Origin of the sequence: Microbacterium sp. C448 (genome assembly GCF_000582705.2) — a bacterium.
In the GTDB taxonomy this organism is placed as follows: Bacteria; Actinomycetota; Actinomycetes; order Actinomycetales; family Microbacteriaceae; genus Microbacterium; species Microbacterium lacus_A.
The window spans coordinates 1-25,446 of record NZ_HG779674.1 but is presented as its reverse complement, the minus strand read 5'-3'; the positions used below and the strand labels follow the sequence as shown (position 1 = coordinate 25,446).

Below are 25,446 nucleotides of genomic sequence, written 5' to 3'. Positions count from 1 at the left end.
GGCGAGGCTTATCGCGCAGCCGTCAGGTCCGCCGCGAGCTCGCGGACCTGGGCAGCGACTGCGTCGCGCATTCCGCGCACGCCGTCGAGGTCCCACTCTTCGGGGTTCGGGAACTCCCACTCGACGAGCCGCCCGGCGACCGGTCCGGGCAGTGCAAGCCCCGGCTTCATCACCACGACGACATCGGCGTCCGCAAGGTCATCCTCGGTGACGAGACGCGGACGAGCAGCGGATGTATCGACACCCAGCTCGTGCAGCGACTCCGCGACGACGGGGTTGATCTCGGCCGCGGGCTTCAGTCCCGCGCTCGTCGAGACGAACTCGCCGGGCGCGACGACATCGAGCAGGTGAGCGCCGAGCTGCGAGCGGCCCGCGTTGTGCTGGCAGATGAAGAGAACAGTGGGCTTCGTGATTGCGGCTGCCGTGGTCATGCGTTTACTCCGATGGTGTTGTGAACCCGAGACCAGGCCTGCGTTGCGACCTGAACCGCATCCCAGGGCGAGCCGAGCGGGGGTGTGTACGAGAGGTCGAGGTCGCCAATCTGTTCGACCGAGAGTCCGGCGAACAGGGCGGTCGCGTAGGTGTCGACGCGCTTGGCGGTTTCGGTGCCGAGGCGGCCCACCAGCTGGGCGCCGAGGAGGCGGCCGGACTCGGTGTCGCCCGTGATGCGGATGTCGATCGGCTGGGCGCTCGGGTAGTAGCGCTTGTGGTCATCGGCCGCGGTCTGCGTCGTCGCGGGCGCGAAGCCGGCTGCGACGGCCTCGTGTTCGCGGACCCCGGTGCGCGCCGCGACGACACCGAACACCTTGACCACCTGTGTCCCGACCGAGCCCGCGAATCGCGCCTGCCCGCCCACCGCGTTCTCGCCCGCGACACGGCCCTGCTTGTGGGCTGTGGTTCCGAGCGGGAGGTACGTCACGCCCAGCAGTCGGTGGTGCGTGACGATGCCGTCGCCCGCGGCGAAGACGTGCGGCAGACCGGTACGCATCTGCTCGTCCACGACAACTGCGCGCCCGGCGCCGAGGGTTGCTCCCGCGTCGTCCAGGAGCGACGTGTTGGGGCGGACCCCGACGACGGCGAGCACGAGGTCGGCCGTGTGCGCGACCCGCTGCCCGAGGTGCTCGGCGTGCACGACGAGTCCCGCATCCGTCTTCTCGACGGCCTGCACCAGCGTGTCCGTGTGCACCTCGACGCCGTGTTCGAGCAACTCGGCGTGGACCGTGGCCGCGAGTTCGGGATCGAGCGTTGAGAGCACCTCCGGACCGCGCTGCAGCTGGATCACGCGCATGGCCCGAGCGCGAAACCCCTCGGCCATCTCGAGGCCGACGTATCCGGCGCCGATGATGATTGCGGTCTGCGGCTCGCGCTCGGCGAGATGAGCATCGAGCGCGAACGTGTCGCCCATCGAGTGAATGACGTGAACACCGTCCTCGGGACCGAGCGTCCCGAGTCCCGCGATGCCGGCGTAGGTCGGGAGCGCGCCCGTTCCGACGATGAGCTCGTCGTAGGCGATCTCGGATTCTCCACCCTGATCGCGGACGGTCAACCGCTGCGCCCCCGCATCGATCCGGGTCGCGAGCGTGTTCAGCCGCAGGCGCATGCCGGTCGCCTCGAGGTCGGCGTGCGTCCGGTGGGCGAGGGACTGCCACGGCTGCACGTCACCCGAGAAGTAGTACGGGATACCGCAGATCGAGTAGTTCGGATACTCGTCGGCGACGACGACGGTCACGTCGACCGAGGGGTCCAATTCGCGGGCGCGGAGCGCGGCGGAGATTCCCGCGTCGCTTCCGCCGATGGCGACGATGTGCATCATGTGTTCCTTATCAGTGGGGTGGGCGTTTCAGCGGAGTGAGGCGAGTTCGTCCTGAGCGAGGGTGATCTGCTCGTCTGTGAGCGGCACGACAAGCGCCCGATCCGCGATGTCCACCGCGTTCTCGACGGAGAAGTCGACGAATGCCCGCACCTCGGGCTTGTCCGCGTAGGAAGCATTGTTGACGTAGATGAACAGGGGGCGACTGAGCGGCGTGTAGCTGCCGTCCTGCACGGTCTCGGTGTCGGGCGAGACGCCGTCGACGGATGCGGCGACGATGGCTCCCTCGTTCTCTTCGACGTAGCTCAGACCGAGGAAGCCGATGCCGCCGAGCTCTCGCCCCACGCCCTCGACCGTCGCGTTGTCGTCTTCGGAGGCGCTGTAGTCCATTCGGAGCGCGCCTTCCTCACCGTTGACGGCCTCGCTGAAGTAGTCGAATGTGCCCGAGTCGCCGCCAGCGCCGAAGAGAACCAGCGGCTCATCCGGAAAATCGGGATCGACCTGGTTCCAGTTCGTGATCTCGCCGTCTGAGTCGGGCGCCCAAATGGTGGCGATTTGCTCGAGGGTGAGATCCGTGGCCCAGTCGTTCTCGGGATTGATGACGACCGACAGGCCATCGTTGGCGACGATGATCTCGGTGAACTCGACGCCGGCCTCCTCGCACGTCGCTATCTCGTCGTCCGAGATCGCACGAGACGCGTTCGAGATGTCGGTCTCGCCATCGCAGAACGCCCGGAACCCGGCCGACGTGCCCGAAATCGTCTCGACCACATCGACGTCTGGCTCCACGGCCTCGAACAGGTACGAGGCGGCGTTGATGAATGGCGCTACGGTCGATGACCCATCGGTGACGACAGCGCCTTCGAGGCTGCCCGTCGACTCGGCGTCCCCCGGCTCGCCTGCGCACGCGCTCAGCGCGAGCGCGCTCGCAACGACCGCGGCGGCAACGACGGTCCGAAGGCGTCGGGTCGGGAACAGGTGCTGGGGTGATACGCCGTTCATGGTGGCTCGCTTTCCTCACTCGAAAGCATAGACCCACATCTATCAATTAGATAGAACGCGAAACCAACGATCAGGACGAAGCGAGCTCGACCAGGAGTTCTCGCACGCGCGACTCGATGTCATCACGGATGCCCCGCACCGTCTCCAGGGACTTGCCGACCGGATCCTCGAGATCCCAGTCGAGGTATCGGCGACCGGGGTAGACCGGGCACGCGTCCCCGCACCCCATGGTCACGACGACGTCGGCGGCACGGACGGCCTCGTCGGTGAGCGGCTTGGGAAACTCTCCGCCGAGCGAGACGCCGATCTCATCGAGCGCGGCGACGACGGTCGTGCGAACGGCACCGGCGGGCGCGGACCCCGCGGTCCGGACCATCACACGGTCGCCGGCGAGTTGTCGGAGGATCCCCGCGGCAAGCTGCGACCGCCCCGCGTTCTCGACGCAGACGAACAGGACCTCCGGCACGGCTCCACGGGGCGCGTTCGAACGAGCCAGGGCATCAAGACGACCGGTCGCGAATGCCGCGGTGCGGGACCCGATCAGCGTCGTCGGATTGTTCGCCGACATCAGGTCGTGACTCTCGGTCACATATCGCTCGATCGTCTCTCGGCTGAAGGTTCCGCGGTACCGCTCGGTGAGGCGGTCGATGATGCGGGGCAGATCAAGCTCGACGCGTGGACCCGGAGAATCGGCACCGAGGAGAGCGTCGACACGTTCGGCATTGCGCGGGTCGAGCGAATACCAGACCCGTCGACCCTCCGGCTGGCGCGCGACGATGCCGCGGGCCGTCAGCTCCTTCATGTGATGACTGACGGTCGGCTGACGGAGTCCGAGCGCTTCCGCAAGACGCCCCACGAGCGCTCGCCCATCCGGCGAATCGCGGATCAGCCTCACGATCCGGGCGCGGGTGGGGTCGCCGAGAATCGTCCACTCGCCGGATCCGTCACCCACACTCATAGACCGAAGTCTATGCGCCGACATTGGGCTCGCGGCGGTAAACGCCTACGGGGAGCCTCGACCGACGCCAACTGGTCCAGGAACTCCTCGGCCATCGCGACCTGCTCGACGAGCTTCCGCCGCCGATCCTCCGCCGCATCGCGGATCTCTCGGATCGCGGCGAGATGCTCGACGGATGCGGGGTCCCGAGCGAGTTCGCCGAACGCGTCGAGCACGGTCCGCATCTCGTCGAGCGAGTAACCGAGCGGCTTCATCCGCCGAACGAGCATGATGCGCGCGACATCCTCTTCGGTGTACAGACGAAAGCCACCCTCGGTGCGGCCGGATGGCACGATCAGACCGATCTCGTCGTAGTGACGAAGCGTCCGCAGCGACAACGATGTGCGCTCGGCCACCTCGCCGATATGCATGGGCGCTGGGCTGGTACTCACGTCACTCCCGAGGACTCGTTCGCGGACAAACCTTACGTTACGGTAGGGTTGGGAATCGGCGCCTCGTCCGCGCCTCCCCCATCTTCTCAGGTCGACATCCTCGACCCCGCGTGCCGTCGCGCACTTCCACCCCTCCCCCGTCAGGAGCGCCATGACCGACGTCATTCCCGTGCACGATCCGAAGTCCCGTTATCGCATCGAGCCGACCGTGATGCAGGCGCTGCGGAGTCCCAGACTGCTGACCCGCGAAGTTCTCGCCGGCCTCGTCGTGGCCATCGCGCTGATCCCCGAGGCGATCGCGTTCTCGCTCATCGCGGGCGTCGATCCGCGCGTCGGCCTGTTCTCGTCGTTCGTGATGGCCGTCGCCATCGCGTTCCTCGGCGGCCGTCCGGCCATGATCACGGCCGCTACCGGTGCCATCGCGCTCGTCGTAGCCCCCGTGGCCCGCGAGTACGGCATGGACTACCTGATCGCCACCGTGCTGCTCGGTGGCGCGATCCAGATCGTGCTGGCCGCGCTCGGCGTGGCAAAGCTCATGCGCTTCATTCCGCGCTCGGTGATGGTCGGGTTCGTCAACGCCCTCGCGATCCTCATCTTCACGTCGCAGTTCCCGCAACTGATCGACGTGCCCTGGCTTGTGTACCCGCTCGTCGTCATCGGGCTGTTGATCATGTACCTGATGCCGATGATCACGAAGGCGATCCCGGCTCCCCTCATCGCGATCGTCCTGCTCACCGCTGCCGCCGTCGTTTTCGGGCTGAACGTGCCGAATGTGGGCGGCGAGGGCGACCTTCCCGAAAGCCTTCCGGAACTCTTCTTCCCCAACGTGCCGCTGACGATGGAGACGCTCGCGATCATCGCGCCCTACGCCGCCGCGGTCGCGATCGTCGGCTTGCTCGAGTCGCTCATGACGGCGAAGCTCGTCGATGAGATCACCGACACCCACTCGCGCAAGACCCGTGAGGCCTTCGGCCAGGGCGCGGCGAACATCCTCTCGGGCGCGTTCGGCGGCATGGGCGGTTGCGCGATGATCGGCCAGACGATGATCAACGTCAAGGCATCCGGCGCTCGCACGCGCATCTCGACCTTTCTCGCCGGCGTCTTCCTGCTCGTGCTCGTACTGGCGCTCGGCGACGTCGTCGCTGTCATCCCGATGGCGGCCCTGGTCGCCGTGATGATCGTCGTCTCGGTCGCGACCTTCGACTGGCACAGTGTGCGCCTGTCGACCCTCAAGCGGATGCCGAAGAGCGAGACCGCGGTCATGCTCATCACCGTCGCAATCACGGTCTGGACCCACAATCTCGCAATTGGCGTGGGAGCGGGTGTGCTGACGGCGATGGTGCTGTTCGCACGTCGCGTCGCGCACTTCGTCTCCGTGACGCGCAAGACCGACCGGGAGGCATCCGTTCCGACCGTTCGCTATACCGTCAACGGCGAACTGTTCTTCGCGTCGAGCAACGATCTGACGACGCAGTTCGAGTACACGCACGACCCCGAGCGCGTGATCATCGACATGACGAACTCGCACATCTGGGATGCCTCGACGGTAGCTGCGCTCGATGCGATCCAGACCAAGTACGAGCATCTCGGCAAGCGCGTGATCATCGAGGGCATGAACGAGGCCACGTCGAAGATGCACGGACGCCTGAGCGGCGGCCTCGGCGCGGGGCACTAGCAAGGAGCGCCCCGGGGCTTTCAGACCTGAGGCAACTCGGCTGCAGCCACCTCAGCACCGTCCGCGTCACGGATCTCGAGCCGGACGACGCTTTCGCGCAGCACCGCGGCGTTGACGCGGCAGTGAATCGCGATCTCCGAGCCGAGCATCGCTCCGGCCGAGAACTCCGCGCCGTCCTCCGCGAGCATCACGATCGAGTAGACCTCGCCGACGTCCAATCCCGAAGCATCCAGGACGGCCTCGGTGCCCCAGGTGTGCGCGACGAGCTCGGCGTCGATCAGCATTCCCTCGGGTTCGCCGGTGACATCGATGCTCTCGATCGCGCCGAGCGTGCCGGGAGGACCGGATTGCGGCGCCGAGATCACACCCGGAATCCCGATGCCGAGGGCCAAGCCGACCGCAAGGCTCGCCGCGCCCAGCGCGACGAGAGCGCCGACGGAGCGGGAACCCGAACGTCGACGACCAGTGCGGTGCCGCCCACCCCGGGCGATCCGATCGGAGGGACCAGCGCCCGCCTCGACCGAGGGAGACCCAGCGCCGATCCCCTCGATGCGAGCGCGAAGATCGGCGCTCGGCTCGGTCTTCAGCCAGGGTGTCAGAGCAGGTGCGCCGAGGCTCAACGTCCCCGCGATGTCACGCAGCTCGGCGAGCTCGCTGTCGATCGTGGGGTCCTCGGCGCGAAGCGCATCGAACTCGGCGCGCTCCGGGGCACTGAGCTCATCGGCGAGCGCTGCCGCAATCAGCTCCGCGCGTCGATCGTCATCGTTGTGCGACATCAGAATCCTCCGGTCCATCGAGGTGGGCTCTCAGCGCTCTGAGCCCGTAGAAGGCGCGCGTACGCAAGGTCGGCACGGGAATGCCGGTTCGTTTCGACAACTCTGCATAGCTCAGGCCGTCGACGTGCACGGCCAGAACGACCTCGCGATGCTCGTCCGAGATCTTCGAGAGTCCCTCGATCAAGCGGAGTCGTTCGAGGGGATCATCATCAACCGCGGGGAGATCGTCGAGGGGGTCCGCGCCGCCGCCGAGCGTCGCCCGCGGGCCGCCAGAGCATCGGCGATCACGTTTCGTGCGATCGCGAACAGCCATGTTCGCTCACTGGCTCGCGCGGGATCGAAGCGAGCGCGCGCCTTCCACGCGCGCAGGAAGACCTCTTGCACACAGTCCTCGCCCAACCCCCGGTCTCGGACCGCGTTGATGGCGAATCCCAGCAGGACACGACCGTGGGCGTCGTAGGCGGCGGCCACGTCGAACTCGGGACGATCGAAGCGGGCGCGCTCTCCGTCGGCACCGGGCATCGGGTCGGGACCGGGCATCACGTCGGGACCGCTCATCACACTCCCGCTCCGCACCGCCGGACTCGTCACCGTCACGGCGACCATTCCCTTCACTGTAAGCGCACGCGCAGGTCTGATCCGGTCGGATCGGCGGGCGTGCACCAGGGTGTACGTCACCGTGCTGTGCTCCGTTCATCCGATTCGAAAGAAATGCGAAACCCGATGAACGCATATCCCGCTCGCGCCGTATGCCCTCCCGACGGACGCACTCCGCCTCCGTCTTCGGACAGGGAGATATACGACGATGAAGACCTCCACCCGCACGTTCACCATCGGTACGATCGCGGGCGCCGCCCTCGCTCTGACAGCCGTCGCGGCACCCGCCTCGGCCGAGACCGAAGTGCCCGAACCGGATTCGTTCACGAGCGCGTTCACGGTCATGGCGACGCCCGACCAGGTGATCAACAACGACGGCGTGGCGACGCCGGGTCAGCCGGGAGCGGCGGGCGAGTTCACCTTCCGCATCAATTCCGAGCTTGAGATCATCTGCTACGACATCACCCTCACGGGTGTCTCGGGCGACTACCAGAGCCCGGCCAAGACAGCCACACACATCCACGAGGCGGCTGCCGGGCAGGCCGGGCCGCCGCGCATCTCGTTCCCGAACCCGGCACCCGTCGGTGACGGCCCGCGAACGAGCTCCGGATGCTTGCAGGGGCCCTTCACCACGGGCGTGATGGCGAACGGTGCGGACACCGGCACGAGCTTCACGCTCGCCCAGATCGAGGCGAACCCCGCCGGCTTCACGGGCGATTCGCACACGGTCGACTTCGCCGCGGGTGTCGTCCGCGGCCAGCTCACCCAGGTCCCGGTCGGCGGCCTCGAGACGGGTGCGGGCACCGCGCAGAGCAACGACATGCTCGGCTTCGGACTCGCGACAGCGGGCGTCCTCGCCGCCGCGGGCGGAGCCGCGTTCGTGCTGCGCCGCCGTGCGCGTACCGAGTGAGCGGATACCGGTGGGCGGCGATCGGTGCAGTTGCGCTGGTCGTCGCCCTCACCGTGACGTCGTGCGCGTCCGCCCCGGCCGCACAGCCGGCGCCGACCGTCTCGCCGAGACCCGCGGCATCCGAATCCCCGACGCCGACACCCGTGGCGGAGCCGCTGCCGGCACCACCGGTCGGGCTCGCTCCGGCGGGCGTCGTGATCCCCTCGATCGGCATCGATGAATCGCTGATCGATCTCGGGATCCAGGCCTCCGGCGAGATGGAAGTGCCCGAGGACTACAACGCGCTGGGATGGTTCACCGGCGGCGGACGCCCGGGCGGAACCGGACCGACCGTCATCGCGGGTCACGTGGACGACGGGTACGGACCGGCGGTGTTCCATCGGCTCGACGAGCTCGCCCCCGGCGACGAGGTGAGTGTGACGGATGTCGCGGGCACGAGGTTCCGATATGTCGTGACCGAGGTCGCCGATTACGCGAAGGCGCAGTTTCCGACGGCAAGGGTTTTCGGGGCGTCACTGCGGGACGAGCTGCGCCTGATCACCTGCATCGACTGGGACCGTGGCGCGCGGACATATGTCCAGAACCGGGTCGTCTTCGCGGAGCGGGTCGACTGACAGACTGGACGGATGCCGCGGATCATCGAGTGGGGAGAGCGGCACCAGGTCGCTCTCTACCTGGCGGCGATCGCGATCGGTGTGGCCGTCGGGCTGGGACTCCCGGCTGCGGCGCCCGCGCTCGAGGTCGCGATCACGCCCGTGCTCGGGCTTCTCCTCTACGCGACCTTCCTGGGCGTACCGTTCGCGCGGCTCGCCGGCGCCTTCCGCGACGGGCGGTTCGTCGCCACCGTACTGATCCTCAACTTCGTGATCGTGCCCCCGATCGCATTCGGGCTGTCGCGTTTCGTCGCGTTCGATCAGTCCCTGGTGGTCGGTGTGCTGCTCGTGCTGCTCACCCCGTGCGTCGACTACGTCATCGTCTTCACGGGACTCGCGGGCGGGTCGAGGGAGCGGCTGCTCGCGGCGACGCCCCTGTTGATGCTCGCGCAGATGGCACTGCTGCCCCTCTACCTGTGGGTGATGGTCGGGCCCGAGTTTGCGGCATCCGTCGATTTGCGGCCGTTCGTCGAGGCTTTCGTGTCGCTGATCGTGTTGCCCCTCACTCTCGCGGCGATCACTCAGGCGCTCGCGGTTCGGACGCGATTCGGGCGCGCGCTGACCACGGTCGGTCTCGCAGCGATGGTGCCGTTGATGATGCTGACGCTCACGGTGGTCGTCGGTTCGCAGGTCGCGGCGGTGACCGGATCGCTCGGCCCGCTGCTCGCCGTCGTGCCCCTCTTCGTCGCTTTCGCCGTGATCATGCTGGTGCTGGGGGGCATGGCCGGGCGGGTCGCGCGCTTCGACAGGCCGGCGCAGCGAGCGGTGGTGTTCAGCGGCGTCACGCGCAACTCGCTCGTCGTGCTTCCGCTCGCGCTCGCCCTGCCACCGGCCTTCGCGCTGACCCCGCTCGTCGTGGTCACTCAGACCCTCGTCGAACTGGTCGTGATGGTGGTGCTCGTCGCGGCGTTCTCTCGTCGCCGATACGTTCTCGCGTCGCCGTTAGGAGCGCGGGCCCGCTTCCGCGACGACACCGACGACATCCACGCCGTCGGGGGCACGTTTCGCCAGCGGAAACAGCACGAGAGCGAGGGCAACACCGACGGCCGCCCCGACGATCTGAGCGCCGATGAAGGGCAGCACGGATGTCGGGGCGATTCCGGCGAAGGTGTCGCTGAATGCTCGACCGATCGTGATGGCGGGGTTGGCGAAGCTGGTCGACGAGGTGAAGAAGTAGGCGGCGCCGATATAGGCGCCGACGGCGGGCGCCGCGAGGCTGCCGCGCCCCGTGCGGACCAGCGCGAAGATCAGGAACACCAGGCCGGCGGTCGCGACGACCTCGGACAGCAGGCGGGGACCGTCGGCGCGATCGGTCGTGCTCCACGACACCGCAGCCAGCCCGAACATCAGGTTGGCGAGCATCGCCCCCGCGATGCACCCCGCGATCTGTGCGGGGAGGTAGACACCCGCAACCGACCAGGGACGACGGTGCAGCACGATGTCGGCGAGCGTCACGACGGGGTTGAAGTGGGCGCCCGACACCGGTTGCAGGATCAGGATCAGCACGCCCAGGCCGAGGGCTGTGGCGAAGGCGTTCTCGAAGAGCTGCAGTCCGACATCGCTCGGCGAGAGTTGCTGCGCCATGATGCCCGATCCGATGACGATCGCGGCGAGCAGGGCGCTGCCGAGGAACTCCGCGCCGACGGCGCGGACGGTCGCCCTCACGAGCTCGCTCCGCCCGACCCGATCAGCAGACGCGAGACGCGGTCCAGGGCACCCGGGACCAGACCGTAGTACGCCCACGTGCCACGCTTGCTGCGGGTCAGGAACCCCGCCTCGGTGAGAACCTTCAGGTGATGCGACACGGTCGGCTGGCTCAGCCCGACCGGTTCGGTCAGGTCGCAGACGCAGGCCTCCGCACCCTCCGACGCCGCAACGATCGACAACAGCCGAAGGCGGGCCGGATCGGCGAGGGCCTTCATGGTGTGCGCGAGCGCAATGGCCTGGTCGGCATCAAGAGGCTCGCGAACGAGCGCCGTGCCACACGCGGGTGCCGACACATCCGTCACGGATACATCGGTGAGAGGGAGAAGAGTCACGCATCGATGCTAATCGATATTGACACTCATCGATAGACGGCGGATACTCGGACATCGAACACCATCGTTATTCAAGGGGAATCATGACCCTGCTCGACCTCACGCCGCGAACCTCGCGCGCCAGCCGTCTCGATACCCTGCCCGTCGCCATCATCGGCGCGGGACCGATCGGGCTCGCGGCCGCCGCGCACCTGACCGAGCGGGGCATCGACTTCACGATCTTCGAGGCGGGCGACGAGGTCGGAGCAAGCGTCCGAGCCTGGGGACACACCCGCCTCTTCTCGCCGTGGGAGCACCTCATCGACCCCGCCTCGGGGCGGCTTCTTGAGGCATCCGGATGGCAGGCGCCACCGGCATCCCGCATCCCCACCGGCGCCGAGCTCGTCTCGCGGTACCTGACGCCGTTGGCCCAGCTCGACGCGATCGCGTCCCGTACCCAGACAGGAACCGAGGTCCTGGCCGTAACGCGCGAGGGTATGGACCGCACGCGCACGCGGGCCCGCGCCGTCACCCCGTTCGCCCTGCGCATTCGGCACGCCGACGGGTCGATCGAGGATGTCCCGGCCCGCGCGGTGATCGATGCCTCGGGCACGTACCGCACACCCAACAGCCTCGGATCGAGCGGGCTGGATCCCCTCGGCCTCGGCGACGTCGCCGACCGCATCTCGCCCGCGCTGCCCGATGTGCCGGGCCGGGATCGTGAGCGATTCGCCGGCAGGCACACGACCGTCGTCGGCGCCGGACACTCCGCCGCGAACACGCTGCTCGCGCTGGTGAAGCTCGCGGCCGAGGCGCCCGGCACACGCGTTACGTGGCTGATCCGCAACACGCGAGCCGCGCGGGTCACGACGGCGCCCGACGACGAGCTCGCGGGTCGCGCCGAGCTCGGCGGACGGGTCGAGGAGCTGGTTCGCTCGGGCGCCATCGACCTCGTCGACGGGTTCGAGATCGTCGGGGCTCGTCGCGCTGCGGCCGAGAGCCATGGCGAGGCTGAGAACGGGGTCGAGCTCGTCGGGCTGCGACGCGGCGAGAGCGTGACCCACCGCACCGACGAGGTCGTGAACGCGACAGGCTTCCGCCCCGACCTCGGCATGCTGCGCGAACTCCGCCTCGAACTCGACGACATCGTCGAGGCGCCGCGACGGCTCGCGCCCCTGATCGACCCGAACGTACACTCCTGCGGAACCGTCGAGCCCCACGGGTTCCGTGAGCTCACTCATCCCGAGCAGAACTTCTTCATCGTCGGCATGAAGTCCTACGGACGCGCTCCCACGTTCTTGCTCGCGACCGGGTACGAGCAGGTCCGTTCGGTCGCGGCGCACCTCGCGGGCGATACCGAGAGCGCGCTGCAGGTCGCGCTCACCCTGCCGACCACGGGGGTGTGCTCGACCGACATCGGAGGAGGAGCCTGCTGCACATGACGACCGTTCGCCCGATGCACGCCTCGGACTGGGATGCGGTCGCCCGGATCTACGGCGAAGGCATCGAAGACGGTGAGGCGACTTTCGAGGTCGAAGTGCCGACCTGGGCTTCTTTCGATGGGTCCCGCCTGCCGGACCTTCGTCTCGTCGCGGACGACAGCGGAACGATCCTGGGCTGGGCCGCGGCAAGCCCCGTCTCGACCCGCGCCGCCTACCGTGGCGTGATCGAGCATTCCGTCTATGTTTCGCGAGAGGCGCGCGGATGCGGCGTCGGACGGATGCTGCTCTCGGCGCTCATCGACGCCGCCGAGGACGCTGGGGTCTGGTGCATCCAGTCCAGCATCTTCCCCGAGAACACGGCAAGCCTCGCGCTGCACGAGCGCGCGGGGTTCCGCACGGTCGGCCGCCGCGAACGTATCGCGCGCTCGGGACGGGGGCCACACACGGGTCACTGGCGCGACACGGTGCTGATCGAGCGCCGCAGCCAGATCAACGGCCGGGACTGACACCGGTTCGCAATCCATAGATATTCGCCTATGCTTCTACTGACGAGAGAAAGCGAGTCCCGATGACCGACAAGCCCACTGTCCTGTTCGTCTGCGTCCACAACGCGGGCCGCTCACAGATGGCCGCCGGGTACCTGCGCGCACTCGCGGGCGACTCGATCGAGGTCCTCTCTGCCGGGTCCGCTCCGAAAGACAGCATCAACCCGGTCGCCGTCGACGCCATGGCCGAAGAGGGCATCGATATCGCGCACAACACCCCGAAGGTGCTGACGGTCGAGGCCGTGCGCGAATCGGATGTCGTCATCACGATGGGCTGCGGCGACGCCTGCCCGATCTTCCCCGGCAAGCGCTACGAGGACTGGGAGCTCGACGATCCGGCCGGCCAGGGGATCGAATCCGTGCGACCGATCCGCGATGACATCCGCGCGCGCGTCGAAGCCCTGATCGCGGAGTTGCTGCCGACGGGCACGTCTGCCTGACCCACAGCTCGTAGGACTTTAGTCACAGAACCCCCCGAGCGGGGCCGTGAATAATAGGGCCATGGGCACCCCGAGCGTCGGATATAGCGCGATCTCCAGCTACAGTCGGGTCGAGATCCTGCACCTCATTCAGGTGGAAGCACGGCAGACCGTCGCGGGCCTCGCGGCCGCGACGGCGCTGCATCCCAACACCGTCCGTGAGCACCTCGAGCGTCTGCTCGAAGCCGGACACATCGTGCGCGAGACCGAGCACCGCACGACGCGCGGTCGGCCGCGGGTGCTCTACAGCGCGGCGACCGGCGCGGCCGAGGCATCCAGCCCTATTGCCCGACGCAAGGCGCGCGCGGCCGCCGAGCGCGGCGACATCATGCGGCGCGTCATGCCGTGGACCGGGACATCCGTTCGCGAACTCGGCACCGAGAGCACGCACCAGCTCGACGCCATCGCCGATCACCTCAGCGAGTCCGGCTTCGACCCGCTGATCAACGAACGTGACCTCACGATCGATCTCACTCCGTGCCCCCACGCAACCGCCCAATCCGCCCACCGCGAGACGCTCTGCTCGGTGCACCTCGGCATCATGCAGGGCGTGCTCGCCGAGGCGCGCGGTCCGCTCGTGGTCGAAGGCATGCGGCCGTCGTGCGACCCGACGCACTGCGTCGTTCAACTCGCGACGGCGTAGGCCCACACCCACGGGATCAGGCGGTGGTGAGTTCCTGCATCGCCGGGACCCGGATGCGGTCCGCTCGTGCGTAGACGTTCATCGACGACCCGCGGAGGAAGCCGACGAGGGTCAGACCGGATGCGTCGGCGAGCTCGACCGCCAGCGATGAGGGAGCGGACACGGCCGACAGGATCGGAAGCCCCGCCATGATCGCCTTCTGCACGAGCTCGAAGCTGGCGCGTCCGGACACCATGAGCACGTGACCCGACAGCGGCAACCTGTCGTTCAGGATCGCCCAGCCGACGACCTTATCGACGGCGTTGTGGCGTCCGACATCCTCGCGCAGCACGACCAGCTCGCCCATCTTCGCGTCGAACAGCGCCGCAGCGTGCAGCCCGCCGGTCTTGTCGAAGACCGCCTGCTGTTCCCGCAGCTTGTCGGGGAAGGTCGCCAGCATCTCGGCCGAAAGAACCGCAGCGTCCGCAGCGACGTCGTAGACCGAGACGGTCTCGACGGCCTCGATCGAGGCTTTGCCGCAGAGCCCGCACGAGCTCGTCGTGTAGAAGTTGCGGGCCAGGTCGGGGTCGGGCGGCGCGACGCCCGGGGCGAGGGTGACGTCGAGAACGTTGTAGGTGTTCTCGGTGTTGCCCGCCAGGGGTCCGCCCGTACCGGGACCTCCGCAGTGGATCGCCCCGCGGAAGTGCTCCCCCGCCGAGATCACGCCCTCCGAGACGAGAAAGCCTGCCGCGAGCTCGACATCGTGGCCGGGCGTACGCATCGTGATGGCGAGGGACGTGCCGCCGACGCGGATCTCGAGCGGCTCTTCGACCGCGAGGGTGTCGGAGCGGCGCACCGGCTCACCCCCGAGGGTGATCTTCGTCACCGGACGACGGGTCGTGATGCGTCCCATGCTGTCAACCGCCGATCGCGTTCATGCCGCGCAGCGGCTGGAGGAAAGAAGGGTCATTGATCGCGTGCCCCGGCAGCTTGCCGCGCACGCTTGATCGCAGCATCTCGTCGAGGGCGGCATCACTCGATCCCTCGGCGCGCAGGATGGGCAGCAGGTCGTACTCGGTGGTCGAGAAGAGGCAGTTGCGGATCTGCCCGTCCGCCGTCAGCCGCAGTCGGTCGCAGTCACCGCAGAACGGCGCGGTCACCGAGGCGATGACCCCGACCGTGTGCGGGCCGCCGTCCAGCGCCCAGCGCTCCGCCGGCGCGCCACCTCGGCCCGGGATCGGCACGAGCGTCCAGCGGGTCGCGAGCGCGTCGAGGATCTCTTCCCGCGTCACCATGGATGTGCGATCCCACGTGTGCCCGGCGTCGAGAGGCATCTGCTCGATGAAACGCAACTGCGCATCGTGCGCGATCGCGAACTCGGTCAGCTCGACGATCTCATCGTCGTTCACGCCGCGCATGGCGACGGCGTTGAGCTTGAGGGGACGGAGGCCGGATGCCTGGGCCGCGGCGATGCCCTCGAGCACGTCGTCGAGGCGATCGCGGCGGGTCAGCTCGTGGAAACGATCGCGCCGGATGGTGTCGATGCTGATGTTCAGCCGCTGCAGCCCCGCGTCGATGAGGTCAGGGAGGAACTCGGGCAAGCGGATACCGTTGGTCGTCATCGCGATCTGCACGGGTCCGTCCGGGCTGTCAATCGCGGCGAGGCGCCGCACGACATCGACGATGTCGGCACGAAGAAGGGGTTCGCCCCCGGTCAGGCGGAAGGTCGTGATGCCCGCCGCGGCGCCGACCCGCGCGATCCGTTCGATCTCGTCCAGGGTCAAGATGCTCGTGCGCGCCAGCCACTCATTGCCCTGCTCGGGCATGCAGTACGTGCAGCGCAGGGAACAGCGGTCGGTCAGCGAGATACGCATGTCGCGGTGCACCCGACCGTGGGTGTCGACCAGCGGACCGGATGCGCCGGCCACCGACACCGGATCACCGGCGGCCCCAGCCGGGCGCTCGACGCGGCGGGCGATCGTGACGGGCACGGCGGTCATCGGCCGCCGCCCCCTCGTCTTCCGCACACACGCATGGGTCGAGCCTATCCGCGGGTCCCCGGAAGAGGGCCGGGAAAGATGCCGGAGCCACGTTCTTTTTACACGGCCCGCGAAGCACTCCGGGCATCCCTCCGTCTGAGATCCTTGAACTACCGCGTCGGACGGAGCCCGAGCTCGTGTGACCGGTGCAACGTGGCCCGACGCGCACCGAAGGAGCGTCGCCCATGGATTTTCTCGACCCGCTGCTGCTCGCCCGTTGGCAGTTCGGCCTGACGACGCTCTATCACTACCTCTTCGTCCCCCTCACCCTGGGACTGGCGCTCGTCGTGGCGATCTTCCAGACGGCCTGGCACCGGAACGGCGACGTGAAGTGGCTGCACCTCACGCGACTGTTCGGCAAGATCTTCCTGATCAACTTCGCGATGGGTGTCGTCACGGGCATCGTGCAAGAGTTCCAGTTCGGCATGAACTGGTCGGCGTATTCACGCTTCGTCGGCGACGTCTTCGGCGCACCCCTCGCCTTCGAGGGACTCATGGCGTTCTTCTTCGAGGCGACATTCATCGGGTTGTGGATCTTCGGATGGGACCGACTCCCCCGCGCCCTGCATCTCGCGTCCATCTGGATGGTCGTGCTCGGATCGACCCTCTCGGCGTACTTCATCCTCGCCGCGAACGCCTTCATGCAGAACCCCGTCGGGTACCAGATGGCGGCGGATGGCGGACGCGCCGAGCTGATCGACTTCGGTGCCGGCCTGACCAACCCCGTCGTGCTCGCGGCCTTCCCCCATACGATCTTCGCCGCATGGATGTTCGCGGCAGCCGTTGTGATCGCGGTCTCGGCCTGGCACCTCTCGCGCGGTCAGCACGTCGTCACGATGCGCTCGTCGCTCCGGTTCGGCCTCTGGTTCATGATCATCTCGTTCGCGGGCACGGCTTTGTCGGGAGACCAGCTGGGCCTCGTGATGGTCTCGACGCAGCCGATGAAGATGGCGGCGGCCGAGGCGCTGTGGGATTCGGCGTGCGGCGCGGATGCATCGTTCTCGATCTTCTCGCTCGGCACACCGGACGGCTCGGAAGAGATCTGGTCGCTTCGAGTGCCATACCTGCTGTCATTCCTGTCGACACACACGCTCGACGGATGCGTCGAGGGCCTCAACGACCTGCAGGCGCAGTACGAGACGCAGTTCGGCGAGGGCGTCAGCTACATGCCGATCATCTGGGTGACCTACTGGTCGTTCCGCTGGATGATCGGGCTGGGCGGTGCGGCCACCCTGATCGCCGTCGCGGGCCTCTGGGTGACACGAAAGAACGCCAAGCGCCCCGTCGCGAAGTGGATGTGGAAGGTCGCGATCTGGGCCGCTCCCCTGCCACTGCTCGGCAGCCTGGTCGGCTGGGTCTTCACCGAGATGGGCCGTCAACCCTGGATCGTCTTCAGCCTGATGCTCACCGAGGACGGAGTCTCGCCGAACGTTCCGGGCTGGACGGTCCTCATATCGCTCATCGCCTTCACCGCGATCTACGCCTCTCTCGCTGTCGTCGAGTTCGGGCTGATCCTCAAGGCGGCGCAGAAGGGTCCGGATCCGCTACCCGACCCGAATGATCCGGACGCCGACGGCGACCGATCCCCCCAACTCACGACGACGGTCTACTAGGAGCATCGACATGGACCTCGCCTACCTCTGGTTCTGGATCATCGGATTCTTCTTCATCGGGTACTTCCTGCTCGACGGGTTCGACTTCGGTGTCGGGATGTCCCTGCCCTTCCTCGGCAAGGACGACATCGGACGCCGCCAGATCATCAACACGATCGGGCCCGTCTGGGACCTCAACGAGACCTGGCTGATCGTCGCGGGCGCGGCTCTGTTCGCCGCGTTCCCCGAGTGGTACGCCACGCTCTTCAGCGGCTTCTATCTCGCTTTGCTGCTGATCCTCCTGGCGCTGATCCTGCGCGGGGTCTCGTTCGAGTACCGGCATCAGCGCGACAGCCTGCGCTGGAAGAAGGGATTCGACACGATGATCGTCGTCGGATCCGCCGTGCCCGCCCTGCTCTGGGGCGTCGCGTTCGCGAACATCGTGCAGGGTGTGCCCATCGATCAGGACTTCGAGTTCACCGGCACGCTGCTGACGCTGCTCAACCCGTACGCGCTTCTCGGTGGCGTGACGACCCTGCTGCTGTTCTTCACATACGGCGTGAGCTTCGTGGCGCTGAAGACCGACGGCCAGGTGCACGACGATGCCCGCAAGCTCGCCGCCCGCTCGGGATTCCTCACCATCATCGTCGCGGCCGCGTTCCTGCTCTGGACGGTCATCGCGCACCCCGAGGTTCCGGTCATGGTGTTGGCGATCGCCGCGGCCGTGTTCCTCATCCTCTCGGTCGGCGCGAATCTGCGTGATCGCGAGGGGTGGGCCTTTGGCTTCGCCGCCGCGACAGTCGTTTCGGCCGTCGGCACGCTGTGGTTCGCCCTCTATCCCTACGTCATGCCCTCGACGACGGATCCCGCGTTCAGCCTGACGATCGAGAACGCCTCGAGCACGGACTACACCCTGACGATCATGTCGTGGGCCGCGCTGGTCTTCCTCCCCCTGGTGCTGGCGTACCAGGGCTGGACGTACTGGGTGTTCCGCCGCCGTGTTTCGCGCTCACACATCGAGAGCGCCGCGGAGGCAGCAGCGCACTGACGCATGGACACCGGAATCATCGGAAACCCCGGTATCTTCGACAGCGCTGTGACTCAGGATCAGGATGTCTCGGATGCGCCGTCGGCGCGGACGCCACCCGTCGACCCCCGACTGCTGAAGTACGCGACGGCGTCCCGGGCATTCTTCGCGATCATCGCGGCGATCGCCCTGCTGCAGACGGCCGTGATCGTCGCCTTCGCATGGCTTCTCACGCGAGCGATCGTCGGCGTCATCGAGGGAATGCCCGCGTCGGATCTCGCGGCGACGCTCGGGGCGCTCGCGGGGGTCGTCGCGCTACGTGCCCTGCTCGCGTGGGTGCGGGAGCTGAGTGCGGCGGGCGCCGCGGCACGTGTGCAGTCCCAGCTACGCGCGGGGTTGCTTGATGCGATCGGGGCGCTCGGACCCGGATGGCTCGACGGTCGTAATTCGGCGAAGCTCGCCCTGACCGCGGGTCATGGACTCGACGCACTCGAGGCCTACTTCGGACGATACCTGCCGCAGCTCGTCCAGACGGCGATCGCGACCCCGGTGATCATCCTCGTGATGTGGTGGCAGGACTGGATCAGCGGCCTGACCGTTCTGCTGACGATCCCGTTGATCCCGATCTTCATGATCCTCATCGGCCTCGCGACGCGGGCCGTGCAGAAGCGGCAGTGGGCCACGCTGCAACAGCTCGCCGCGCGCTTCGCCGACACCGTCGAGGGGCTCGGCACGCTGAAGGTTTTCGGACGTCAACACCGGGCCGCAGCATCCATCGCATCTGTGACAGAGACGTACCGCGTCGAGACCATGCGCGTGCTGCGGGTGTCGTTCCTGTCCGGCTTCGCCCTCGAGTTCCTCGCGAGCATCTCGGTCGCGATCATCGCCGTGTCGATCGGGTTCCGCCTGGTCGATGGGGCGTTGCCGCTCTCGATCGGCCTGTTCGTGCTGCTTCTCGCACCCGAGGCGTACCTGCCGCTGCGTCAGGTCGGCGTGCAATTCCACGCCGCCGCGGAGGGGGTGGCGGCGACCGACGACGTCTTCGCGGTCCTCGACAGCGCGAAGGTGCCCGTTCTGCCCGCGAGAGTGCCCGTTTTGCCCGCGAGGGTGCCCGTTCCCGGCACTCTCGACGCCGAAACGGGCACCCTCGGCCGCGAAACGGGCACTCTCGCGCTGCAGGGCGTGCGGGTACGACGCGGGGATCGGATGCTCCCCGCGGTGACGTTTACCGCAGCGCCCGGGCAGATCGCGCTGATCGAGGGGCCGAGCGGAGCCGGCAAGACAAGCCTGGTCGCGGCCCTGCGCGGCGCGGCCGAGTGGGAGGGCAGCGCGACGCTCGGAGACACGGATCTGCGGGACATTTCTCCTTCGACCTGGCTCGCGTGGGCCGGACAACAACCCGGCCTCATCGCGGGGACCGTTACCGACAACGTCACCCTCGGCGACCCGACGCCCGACCCCGCCCGTGTCGACCGAGCGCTCGCGCTCGCGCAGGCGGACGGCATCGACGCATCCCTCCCCCTCGATGTGCGGGGTGCAGGGCTCTCGGGGGGCCAGGCACAGCGTGTCGCGGTGGCTCGCGCTCTCTACCGGCACCTCGCGGGACGTGCGCCGGTGATCGCGCTCGACGAACCGAGTTCGGCTCTTGATGCCGCGACCGAGGCCGCCCTCTGGCGGAGCCTGCGTGGCATCGCGGATGCCGGGGCCACCATCCTGCTCGTCTCGCACCGCCGGAGCGCACGCGAGATCGCCGATGTCATCGTCGCCCTGCAGCCCGCGGGGGTGACCCGATGACGGCACCGCCCGCCCCGACCATGGGCACCACGTCGGCCGAGGTGCTGCGTGGCGCCATGCCGCCCGCACGCCGCTTCTGGCCCGCCCTCGCATCCGGCTTTCTCACCGAGGCCTCCGCCGTCGCGCTCCTCGCGGTGAGCGCGTGGCTGATCGTCCGAGCCAGCGAACAGCCGCCCGTCCTCTACCTCTCGGTCGCCGTCGTGGGCGTGCGTCTCTTCGCGCTCACCCGGGCGAGTTTCCGCTACCTGGAACGACTGACGGGACACGACGCGGCGCTCCGGCAGCTCGCGGCGACCCGCAGCGGCCTGGTCCGCCGGTTGATCCCGCTCGCCCCCGACGGCTTGGCACGAACACGCCGCGGCTCGGTCCTCGGCGCACTCGTCGACGATGTCGATGACCTGCAGAACTTGCCCCTGCGCGTCGTCGAACCCCTCGCAGGGTCCGCTCTCGTCGTCATCGGCTCCGTCGTGCTCGTGACGATCGTCTATCCACCCGCCGGGCTCACACTGGCGGCCTGCCTCGTCGCCGCGGGGCTCGTCGCAACGCTCTGGGGCTGGGGGGTCGGCGGCCGGGCCGAGCGATCCATCGCTCCCCTGCGCGCGCGGCTCACCGATGCCCTGCTCGATCATTTCGGTTCGCTCGACGTGCTGGTGGCGTACGGCGCCGAGTCGGCCAGCCGTGAGCGGATCCGGTCCGCCGACGCCGCGGTGCGTCGCGCGGTCGTCCGTCGCTCGGTCGCCCAGGCAGGAACCACGGCGCTCGTCACACTTCTGGCGGGGGCGGCATCACTTGCAGCGGTCGCGGTGGCAGCACCTGCGGGGCTCGATGGCCCCTGGCTGGCAGTCATCGTGCTTGTGCCGATGGCCGTCTTCGAGGTCTTCTCGTCGGTGCCGCTCGCCGCCGCGGCCTGGCGCCAGGTGCGGGCCAGCGCCACACGAATCGCGGGGGCCCTGCCCGACGCACTCCCCTCGGGGCTGGTCGCCGAATCCGTCGCGCCTACCGGAATCGCTCCGCCGCTCGGAGCCGGTCTGAACCTGCGGGATGTCTCGGCCCGCTGGCCGCACGCCGACGGCCCGGCACTCCGCGGAGTCGACCTCGATGTCGCCCCCGGCGAGCGCCTGCTGGTCGTGGGGTCGAGCGGTGCGGGCAAGACCACGCTCGCGCACGTGCTCGTGCGCTTCCTCGATTGCGGCGGAACGTACGAGATCGGCGGCACACCCGTCGGCCAGATCGCGGGCGACGACCTGCGCCTGACGATCGGGCTCTGCGAGCAGCGGCCCATGCTCTTCGATGAGAGCATCCGACAGAACCTCTTGTTCGCACGCGAGACGGCGACGGATGCCGAGCTCGAAGCATCCCTCGATCGTGTCGGCCTCGGCACCTGGCTGCGCGAGCGCGGCGGGCTGGATGCCCGCGTCGGCGAGCGGGGTGCCCTGGTGTCGGGCGGTCAGGCGCAGCGGATCGCGCTCGCCCGCGCGCTGCTGCGCGAGTTCCCCGTGCTGGTGCTGGACGAGCCGACCGCCGGGGTCGACGCCGAGGCATCCGATGCCCTTCTCACGGACCTGCTCCAGGCGGTACCCGCCGACCGGTCGGTCGTGCTGATCTCGCACGTCACGGTGCCCGACGGACTCGTCGACCGGGTCGTGCGACTGGAGCACGGTCGCACGAGCGCGTGAGCGCCTGAGGGCCTGAGCGCTACAGGATCATCCCGAACGCCCGCACGCCCTCGTGCGAGGGCAGGGCTTCGAACCCCACGCGCGGGTAGAACGCCACGGCCCCCGTGTTCGCGGAGCTCGCGATGAGGTACAGCCCCGTTACTCCTGACGCCCGCAACTTCTCGGCGAGGATCCGGATCAGCGAGCGTCCCAGTCCGCTGCCCTGGGCTTCGGGAAGGAGGTCAATGTGCAGGTGCGCCGGGTAGCGAGCCGCGTGCTCTTCGGCGCCCGCCCGGAGGCCATCGGCGTGGGCCACGCAGTGCGCGTCTCGCGGGTCGAGCGCACCGGTGGCATCGGCGTAGCGGGTGCGGCGGGAAGGCCACCACTCCTGCCGGAACCATTCGTAGAAGGCATCCGTGTCGGGTGCGGCGACGATGTACCCCGCGACGCCATTCGGGCCATCGACCACGAAGGCGAAATCCGGGTGCCTCGTCACATACGGCAGGACGAACAGATCCGGCAGGAGCGAGTCCGACGAGTACTGCCCGCACGCGTCCGCTCCCGCGTCTCCGGTCCGGACGCAGATCTCCGCGAGCCGCCCCTCATCGCCGACGAGAAACGGGCGGATGGCATATGCCGTCTCGTTCATGCGCCCGCCGGGGGCGCGAACAACCGCACGGCGGCGGGATCGACTCGGACCCGGACGGGAGCTCCCGGCGCGAAACCCGCGTCGACGATGTCGTCGGCCGAGACATCCGCAGCGACGGCCGGTTCGGCGGTGTGCACGCGTGCGCCCGCCGGAGTCTGCTCGACGCGGACGACCCGCGCGAGCCACGTTCCCGGCGTCGATTGCTCCTCCGCCGCGAGCCGCAGCGCGCCCGTCCACGTGGACTCGACGGCGCGTTCCAGGCGCAGATCCGATGGCCGGAACACCGCGGCCAGGGGCGCGCCCTCCGCGGCGGACGCTGCCAGCGACACGTCGTCCGCGGCCCCGATGAGCACCTCGGGGGAAGCGGACCGCGCGCGCCAACGCCCATCGTGGGCGACGCCGTGGATCAGATTCACTCCCGCCATCGTCGCCACGAAGCGCGTGGCCGGGGCCCGAAGCACGTCACGGACCGCCCCGTGCTGGGTGACACGCCCGCCCTCGACAACCATCAGGCGCGTCGCGAGGGCCGCCGCATCAACGGCGTCGTGCGTCACGACGACCGCGGTCGCGTGTGTCGCCGCGAGCTGATCGTGCAGCATGGCGCGGACATCGGCAGCCGTCTCGGGATCGAGCGAGGTGAGCGGTTCGTCGAGCAGCAGCACCTGAGGCGAGGTCGCGAGCGCACGTGCGATCGCGACCCGCTGCTGTTGACCACCCGACAGTTGAGCGGGCCGACGGTCGCCCATTCCCGGCAGGCCGACTCGCCACAGCCAGTCGTCCGCATCGCCGAGCGCCACCTTGCGATCGATGCCGCGGGCACGGGGACCGAACGCGATGTTCTCACGCGCCGTCAGGTGCGGGAACAGACGGGCGTCTTGACCCAGAAGTACCGCGCCGCGCTGCGCTGCCGGGATGTGCCGACGCGGTCTCGCGACGGATGCGACATCCCGTTCGCCGATCCGGATGTTCCCCTCGCTCAACCGGGTCAACCCCGCGATCGCCGCGAGCAGGGTCGACTTGCCCGCCCCGCTCGGGCCCATCACGGCCACGACCTCACCGGGCGCGCACGCGATCTTCGCCTCGAGCCGGAAATCTTTACGCGTCACGACGATGTCGGCGGCGAGCGCTGCGCCGGTCATCCCGCGACCCCCGTCGTTCCGCGACTCGGACGCCAAGCGCGCACGAGCAGCAGCACCAGAATCGCGGTCACGAGCAGGAGAAGGGAGAGGGCGACGGCGGTCCCCTGCCCCACCCCTGAACCGTTGAAGGCCGTGTAGATCGCGAGGGGCATCGTCTGGGTCACGCCCGGTGCGTTGCCGGCGAACAGCGCTGTCGCCCCGAACTCCCCGATCGCGCGAGCGAACGCCAGGATCACGCCGGCAACCAGCCCGGGCGCGGCGAGGGGCAACGTGACGCGCCAGAGGATCCGCCATCGACCCGCCCCGAGCGTCGAGGCGGTGCGCTCGAATTCGACACCCGCTGTGCGCATCGACCCCTCGAGGGCGAGCACGAGGAAGGGCAGCGCGACGAACGTCTGCGCGAGCACGACGGCGGTCGTCGAGAAGGGGATCTGGATGCCCCAGGTCTCCAGCACCTGTCCGAGAGGGCCGGTGCGTCCGAACAAGAAGAGCAGCGCGACCCCGCCCACCATCGGCGGCAGCACGAGCGGCACCGTCACGATGACGCGCAGCAGCGCCGAGATGCGCGGACCCGAACGGGCGATCACGAGCGCGAGCGGTACGCCGAGGATGACGCAGATCCCGGTGGCGATGATTCCGGTGCGGAGCGACAGCCAGAGCGCGTCGAGCGCCACGGGCGATGTGATGTCGGCCCACAGCGTCGACCATTCGACCCGGGCGACGAGCGCCCCCAGGGGGACGATCAGCAGCGCGAGGCCGAGAACAGCCGGGAGAGCGAGGATCGGTGGGACGAATCCTCCCGTGCTGCGCGCGAGCCTCACGGCATGCCGAACCCTGCGTCGGCGAGGATGTTCTGCCCTCGGGCACCGAGCACGAAGCCGACGAACGCTGCGGCTGCCTCGGGGTTTGCGGCGTCCGCGAGCGCGGCGATCGGATACCTGTTGACGACCTCCGCCGCCCCGTCGGGCACGATCGACTCGACGTCGTCGCGGTCGACGACATCCGTCCGGTAGACGAGCCCCGCGTCCGCCTCGCCCGTCGCGACCTTGGTCAGGACCGCCGTGACGTTCTGTTCGACGCTCACGGGCTGGACCTCGACGCCGGCAGCGGCGAGCAGCGCTGTGGAAGCGGCGCCGCACGGCACCTCGGGAGCGCACAGGACGATCGACAGATCGGGGTCCGCCAGGTCACCGAGCGATGTCACTCCCCCCGGGTTGCCGGCGGGAACGACGATCACGAGCGTGTTGCTGGCGAACAACTCGGCGGAACCGGCGACCAGCCCGGCGTCTTCAACGGTCGTCATGTTCGTCTCGTCGGCCGCCGCGAAGACGTCCGCGGGCGCTCCCTCGACGATCTGCCGCGCGAGTGTGCTCGATCCGTCGTACACGAGGGGAAGAATATCGACCCTGGGGTTCTCCGCCTCGAACTCCTCGGCGATCCGGTCGAATGCCGTCGCGAGCGAGGCCGCCGCGTAAACGGACAGAGTGCCCGAGAGTTCCCCGGAATCGGATGCCTCGGGCTCCGACCCGGGCGTCGCCGCGCATCCGGCGAGGGTGATCGCGGCGGCTGCGGCCAGCGCGGCAAACCGCGCCGGCCCCCGCACAGCGCCGCGTGCATTCATTCGCGCGGCGCT

Annotated in this window: 27 protein-coding genes and 1 pseudogene; 12 read left to right on the top strand and 16 right to left on the bottom strand. The window is 68.7% G+C overall.

Annotation, left to right across the window (positions count from 1 at the left end):
• Nucleotides 1–8: 8 nt before the first annotated feature.
• The 5 genes from MIC448_RS08550 to MIC448_RS08530 all read right to left on the bottom strand — a co-directional run bounded on the left by MIC448_RS08550 (nucleotide 9) and on the right by MIC448_RS08530 (nucleotide 4,180).
• On the bottom strand, nucleotides 9–431 hold the full coding sequence (locus MIC448_RS08550; protein ID WP_036298286.1) for a low molecular weight phosphatase family protein: 423 nt from the start codon (nucleotides 429–431) through the stop codon (nucleotides 9–11).
• The gene (locus MIC448_RS08545; protein ID WP_036298302.1) at nucleotides 428–1,810 is read right to left on the bottom strand and encodes an FAD-dependent oxidoreductase; all 1,383 of its coding nucleotides are present in this window, start codon (nucleotides 1,808–1,810) and stop codon (nucleotides 428–430) included. Before MIC448_RS08545 ends, MIC448_RS08550 begins: the two co-directional genes overlap by 4 nt.
• A 30-nt stretch (nucleotides 1,811–1,840) precedes the next feature.
• On the bottom strand, nucleotides 1,841–2,812 hold the full coding sequence (locus MIC448_RS08540) for a PstS family phosphate ABC transporter substrate-binding protein (protein WP_051513447.1): 972 nt from the start codon (nucleotides 2,810–2,812) through the stop codon (nucleotides 1,841–1,843).
• A 70-nt stretch (nucleotides 2,813–2,882) separates the two neighbouring features.
• Complete coding sequence (locus MIC448_RS08535; RefSeq protein ID WP_081766291.1) at nucleotides 2,883–3,770, bottom strand: metalloregulator ArsR/SmtB family transcription factor; 888 nt, start codon at nucleotides 3,768–3,770, stop codon at nucleotides 2,883–2,885.
• Entirely contained in the window at nucleotides 3,767–4,180 is a 414-nt protein-coding gene (locus tag MIC448_RS08530; RefSeq protein WP_051513445.1) for a MerR family transcriptional regulator, read from the bottom strand. The genes MIC448_RS08535 and MIC448_RS08530 overlap by 4 nt, the downstream gene beginning before the upstream one ends.
• Before the next feature lie 172 nt (nucleotides 4,181–4,352).
• Between MIC448_RS08530 and MIC448_RS08525 the strand changes: the two genes are divergently transcribed.
• Entirely contained in the window at nucleotides 4,353–5,876 is a 1,524-nt protein-coding gene (locus MIC448_RS08525) for a SulP family inorganic anion transporter (RefSeq protein WP_036298285.1), read from the top strand.
• Between the two features lie 20 nt (nucleotides 5,877–5,896).
• Here MIC448_RS08525 and MIC448_RS08520 read toward each other — a convergent pair whose 3' ends face one another.
• From MIC448_RS08520 to MIC448_RS16395, 3 genes are read right to left on the bottom strand one after another with little or no spacing between them, the layout of a single operon-like run.
• Complete coding sequence (locus tag MIC448_RS08520; protein ID WP_036298283.1) at nucleotides 5,897–6,652, bottom strand: hypothetical protein; 756 nt, start codon at nucleotides 6,650–6,652, stop codon at nucleotides 5,897–5,899.
• Complete coding sequence (locus tag MIC448_RS16705; protein WP_369122047.1) at nucleotides 6,636–6,782, bottom strand: hypothetical protein; 147 nt, start codon at nucleotides 6,780–6,782, stop codon at nucleotides 6,636–6,638. The genes MIC448_RS08520 and MIC448_RS16705 overlap by 17 nt, the downstream gene beginning before the upstream one ends.
• Nucleotides 6,783–6,832: 50 nt before the next feature.
• Nucleotides 6,833–7,258 carry an RNA polymerase sigma factor gene (locus MIC448_RS16395; protein ID WP_051513441.1) on the bottom strand — a complete coding sequence of 142 codons (426 nt, stop codon included), beginning with the start codon at nucleotides 7,256–7,258 and terminating at the stop codon, nucleotides 6,833–6,835.
• Between the two features lie 199 nt (nucleotides 7,259–7,457).
• Between MIC448_RS16395 and MIC448_RS08505 the strand changes: the two genes are divergently transcribed.
• The 3 genes and pseudogenes from MIC448_RS08505 to MIC448_RS16615 form a co-directional block, all read left to right on the top strand.
• A complete protein-coding gene (locus MIC448_RS08505; protein WP_036298281.1) occupies nucleotides 7,458–8,159 on the top strand; it encodes a CHRD domain-containing protein in 702 nt (233 codons plus the stop codon).
• Complete coding sequence (locus MIC448_RS08500) at nucleotides 8,156–8,773, top strand: class F sortase (protein WP_036298279.1); 618 nt, start codon at nucleotides 8,156–8,158, stop codon at nucleotides 8,771–8,773. Before MIC448_RS08505 ends, MIC448_RS08500 begins: the two co-directional genes overlap by 4 nt.
• A 12-nt stretch (nucleotides 8,774–8,785) precedes the next feature.
• Nucleotides 8,786–9,427 (top strand): annotated as a pseudogene (locus MIC448_RS16615) (arsenic resistance protein); the annotation flags it as partial.
• 327 nt (nucleotides 9,428–9,754) lie between these two features.
• Here the strand turns inward: MIC448_RS16615 and MIC448_RS08490 are convergent.
• Nucleotides 9,755–10,477, bottom strand: coding sequence for an aquaporin (locus tag MIC448_RS08490; RefSeq protein WP_144238023.1), 723 nt, complete (start codon nucleotides 10,475–10,477; stop codon nucleotides 9,755–9,757).
• Complete coding sequence (locus MIC448_RS08485) at nucleotides 10,474–10,851, bottom strand: metalloregulator ArsR/SmtB family transcription factor (RefSeq protein ID WP_036298277.1); 378 nt, start codon at nucleotides 10,849–10,851, stop codon at nucleotides 10,474–10,476. Before MIC448_RS08485 ends, MIC448_RS08490 begins: the two co-directional genes overlap by 4 nt.
• Nucleotides 10,852–10,934: 83 nt before the next feature.
• Here MIC448_RS08485 and MIC448_RS08480 point away from each other — a divergent pair, with 83 nt between their 5' ends.
• From MIC448_RS08480 to MIC448_RS08465, 4 genes are all read left to right on the top strand, one after another.
• A complete protein-coding gene (locus MIC448_RS08480; protein WP_036298275.1) occupies nucleotides 10,935–12,272 on the top strand; it encodes an FAD-dependent oxidoreductase in 1,338 nt (445 codons plus the stop codon).
• On the top strand, nucleotides 12,269–12,778 hold the full coding sequence (locus tag MIC448_RS08475; RefSeq protein ID WP_199484427.1) for a GNAT family N-acetyltransferase: 510 nt from the start codon (nucleotides 12,269–12,271) through the stop codon (nucleotides 12,776–12,778). Before MIC448_RS08480 ends, MIC448_RS08475 begins: the two co-directional genes overlap by 4 nt.
• 62 nt (nucleotides 12,779–12,840) lie before the next feature.
• On the top strand, nucleotides 12,841–13,257 hold the full coding sequence (locus MIC448_RS08470; protein WP_036298273.1) for an arsenate reductase ArsC: 417 nt from the start codon (nucleotides 12,841–12,843) through the stop codon (nucleotides 13,255–13,257).
• Nucleotides 13,258–13,318: 61 nt separating this feature from the next.
• A complete protein-coding gene (locus tag MIC448_RS08465) occupies nucleotides 13,319–13,939 on the top strand; it encodes a winged helix-turn-helix transcriptional regulator (protein ID WP_036298271.1) in 621 nt (206 codons plus the stop codon).
• 16 nt (nucleotides 13,940–13,955) lie between these two features.
• On the opposite strand, the gene fdhD is transcribed toward MIC448_RS08465, so the two are convergent.
• On the bottom strand, nucleotides 13,956–14,831 hold the full coding sequence (gene fdhD, locus MIC448_RS08460; RefSeq protein WP_036298269.1) for a formate dehydrogenase accessory sulfurtransferase FdhD: 876 nt from the start codon (nucleotides 14,829–14,831) through the stop codon (nucleotides 13,956–13,958).
• A gap of 4 nt (nucleotides 14,832–14,835) precedes the next feature.
• The gene (gene moaA / locus MIC448_RS08455; RefSeq protein WP_036298267.1) at nucleotides 14,836–15,918 is read right to left on the bottom strand and encodes a GTP 3',8-cyclase MoaA; all 1,083 of its coding nucleotides are present in this window, start codon (nucleotides 15,916–15,918) and stop codon (nucleotides 14,836–14,838) included.
• A 224-nt stretch (nucleotides 15,919–16,142) separates the two neighbouring features.
• Between moaA and MIC448_RS08450 the strand changes: the two genes are divergently transcribed.
• The 4 genes from MIC448_RS08450 to cydC are packed head-to-tail and all read left to right on the top strand — an operon-like array spanning nucleotide 16,143 to nucleotide 22,046.
• Nucleotides 16,143–17,570: a cytochrome ubiquinol oxidase subunit I gene (locus tag MIC448_RS08450; protein WP_036298265.1), complete on the top strand. Its 1,428-nt coding sequence runs from the start codon at nucleotides 16,143–16,145 to the stop codon at nucleotides 17,568–17,570.
• 10 nt (nucleotides 17,571–17,580) lie between these two features.
• Nucleotides 17,581–18,597 (top strand): cytochrome d ubiquinol oxidase subunit II, encoded by a 1,017-nt coding sequence (cydB, locus tag MIC448_RS08445; protein ID WP_036298263.1) that lies wholly within the window; start codon nucleotides 17,581–17,583, stop codon nucleotides 18,595–18,597.
• Nucleotides 18,598–18,600: 3 nt separating this feature from the next.
• The gene (cydD, locus tag MIC448_RS08440) at nucleotides 18,601–20,370 is read left to right on the top strand and encodes a thiol reductant ABC exporter subunit CydD (protein WP_081766290.1); all 1,770 of its coding nucleotides are present in this window, start codon (nucleotides 18,601–18,603) and stop codon (nucleotides 20,368–20,370) included.
• Nucleotides 20,367–22,046 carry a thiol reductant ABC exporter subunit CydC gene (gene cydC / locus MIC448_RS08435; protein WP_243419934.1) on the top strand — a complete coding sequence of 560 codons (1,680 nt, stop codon included), beginning with the start codon at nucleotides 20,367–20,369 and terminating at the stop codon, nucleotides 22,044–22,046. The genes cydD and cydC overlap by 4 nt, the downstream gene beginning before the upstream one ends.
• Before the next feature lie 19 nt (nucleotides 22,047–22,065).
• On the opposite strand, the gene MIC448_RS08430 is transcribed toward cydC, so the two are convergent.
• From MIC448_RS08430 to modA, 4 genes are read right to left on the bottom strand one after another with little or no spacing between them, the layout of a single operon-like run.
• Nucleotides 22,066–22,674 (bottom strand): N-acetyltransferase, encoded by a 609-nt coding sequence (locus MIC448_RS08430; RefSeq protein ID WP_036298259.1) that lies wholly within the window; start codon nucleotides 22,672–22,674, stop codon nucleotides 22,066–22,068.
• On the bottom strand, nucleotides 22,671–23,813 hold the full coding sequence (locus tag MIC448_RS08425; protein WP_036298257.1) for a sulfate/molybdate ABC transporter ATP-binding protein: 1,143 nt from the start codon (nucleotides 23,811–23,813) through the stop codon (nucleotides 22,671–22,673). Before MIC448_RS08425 ends, MIC448_RS08430 begins: the two co-directional genes overlap by 4 nt.
• Entirely contained in the window at nucleotides 23,810–24,634 is an 825-nt protein-coding gene (locus MIC448_RS08420; RefSeq protein WP_036298255.1) for an ABC transporter permease, read from the bottom strand. The genes MIC448_RS08425 and MIC448_RS08420 overlap by 4 nt, the downstream gene beginning before the upstream one ends.
• Nucleotides 24,631–25,434: a molybdate ABC transporter substrate-binding protein gene (gene modA, locus MIC448_RS08415; protein ID WP_051513449.1), complete on the bottom strand. Its 804-nt coding sequence runs from the start codon at nucleotides 25,432–25,434 to the stop codon at nucleotides 24,631–24,633. Before modA ends, MIC448_RS08420 begins: the two co-directional genes overlap by 4 nt.
• Nucleotides 25,435–25,446: the final 12 nt, after the last annotated feature.

Coding starts and splice junctions, on each gene's coding strand:
- MIC448_RS08550 (WP_036298286.1), bottom strand. CDS start 431: ATGACCACGGCAGCCGCAATCACGAAGCCCACTGTTCTCTTCATCTGC.
- MIC448_RS08545 (WP_036298302.1), bottom strand. CDS start 1,810: ATGCACATCGTCGCCATCGGCGGAAGCGACGCGGGAATCTCCGCCGCG.
- MIC448_RS08540 (WP_051513447.1), bottom strand. CDS start 2,812: ATGAACGGCGTATCACCCCAGCACCTGTTCCCGACCCGACGCCTTCGG.
- MIC448_RS08535 (WP_081766291.1), bottom strand. CDS start 3,770: ATGAGTGTGGGTGACGGATCCGGCGAGTGGACGATTCTCGGCGACCCC.
- MIC448_RS08530 (WP_051513445.1), bottom strand. CDS start 4,180: ATGCATATCGGCGAGGTGGCCGAGCGCACATCGTTGTCGCTGCGGACG.
- MIC448_RS08525 (WP_036298285.1), top strand. CDS start 4,353: ATGACCGACGTCATTCCCGTGCACGATCCGAAGTCCCGTTATCGCATC.
- MIC448_RS08520 (WP_036298283.1), bottom strand. CDS start 6,652: ATGTCGCACAACGATGACGATCGACGCGCGGAGCTGATTGCGGCAGCG.
- MIC448_RS16395 (WP_051513441.1), bottom strand. CDS start 7,258: ATGGTCGCCGTGACGGTGACGAGTCCGGCGGTGCGGAGCGGGAGTGTG.
- MIC448_RS08505 (WP_036298281.1), top strand. CDS start 7,458: ATGAAGACCTCCACCCGCACGTTCACCATCGGTACGATCGCGGGCGCC.
- MIC448_RS08480 (WP_036298275.1), top strand. CDS start 10,935: ATGACCCTGCTCGACCTCACGCCGCGAACCTCGCGCGCCAGCCGTCTC.
- MIC448_RS08475 (WP_199484427.1), top strand. CDS start 12,269: ATGACGACCGTTCGCCCGATGCACGCCTCGGACTGGGATGCGGTCGCC.
- MIC448_RS08470 (WP_036298273.1), top strand. CDS start 12,841: ATGACCGACAAGCCCACTGTCCTGTTCGTCTGCGTCCACAACGCGGGC.
- MIC448_RS08465 (WP_036298271.1), top strand. CDS start 13,319: ATGGGCACCCCGAGCGTCGGATATAGCGCGATCTCCAGCTACAGTCGG.
- fdhD (WP_036298269.1), bottom strand. CDS start 14,831: ATGGGACGCATCACGACCCGTCGTCCGGTGACGAAGATCACCCTCGGG.
- moaA (WP_036298267.1), bottom strand. CDS start 15,918: ATGACCGCCGTGCCCGTCACGATCGCCCGCCGCGTCGAGCGCCCGGCT.
- MIC448_RS08450 (WP_036298265.1), top strand. CDS start 16,143: ATGGATTTTCTCGACCCGCTGCTGCTCGCCCGTTGGCAGTTCGGCCTG.
- cydB (WP_036298263.1), top strand. CDS start 17,581: ATGGACCTCGCCTACCTCTGGTTCTGGATCATCGGATTCTTCTTCATC.
- cydD (WP_081766290.1), top strand. CDS start 18,601: ATGGACACCGGAATCATCGGAAACCCCGGTATCTTCGACAGCGCTGTG.
- cydC (WP_243419934.1), top strand. CDS start 20,367: ATGACGGCACCGCCCGCCCCGACCATGGGCACCACGTCGGCCGAGGTG.
- MIC448_RS08430 (WP_036298259.1), bottom strand. CDS start 22,674: ATGAACGAGACGGCATATGCCATCCGCCCGTTTCTCGTCGGCGATGAG.
- MIC448_RS08425 (WP_036298257.1), bottom strand. CDS start 23,813: ATGACCGGCGCAGCGCTCGCCGCCGACATCGTCGTGACGCGTAAAGAT.
- modA (WP_051513449.1), bottom strand. CDS start 25,434: ATGAATGCACGCGGCGCTGTGCGGGGGCCGGCGCGGTTTGCCGCGCTG.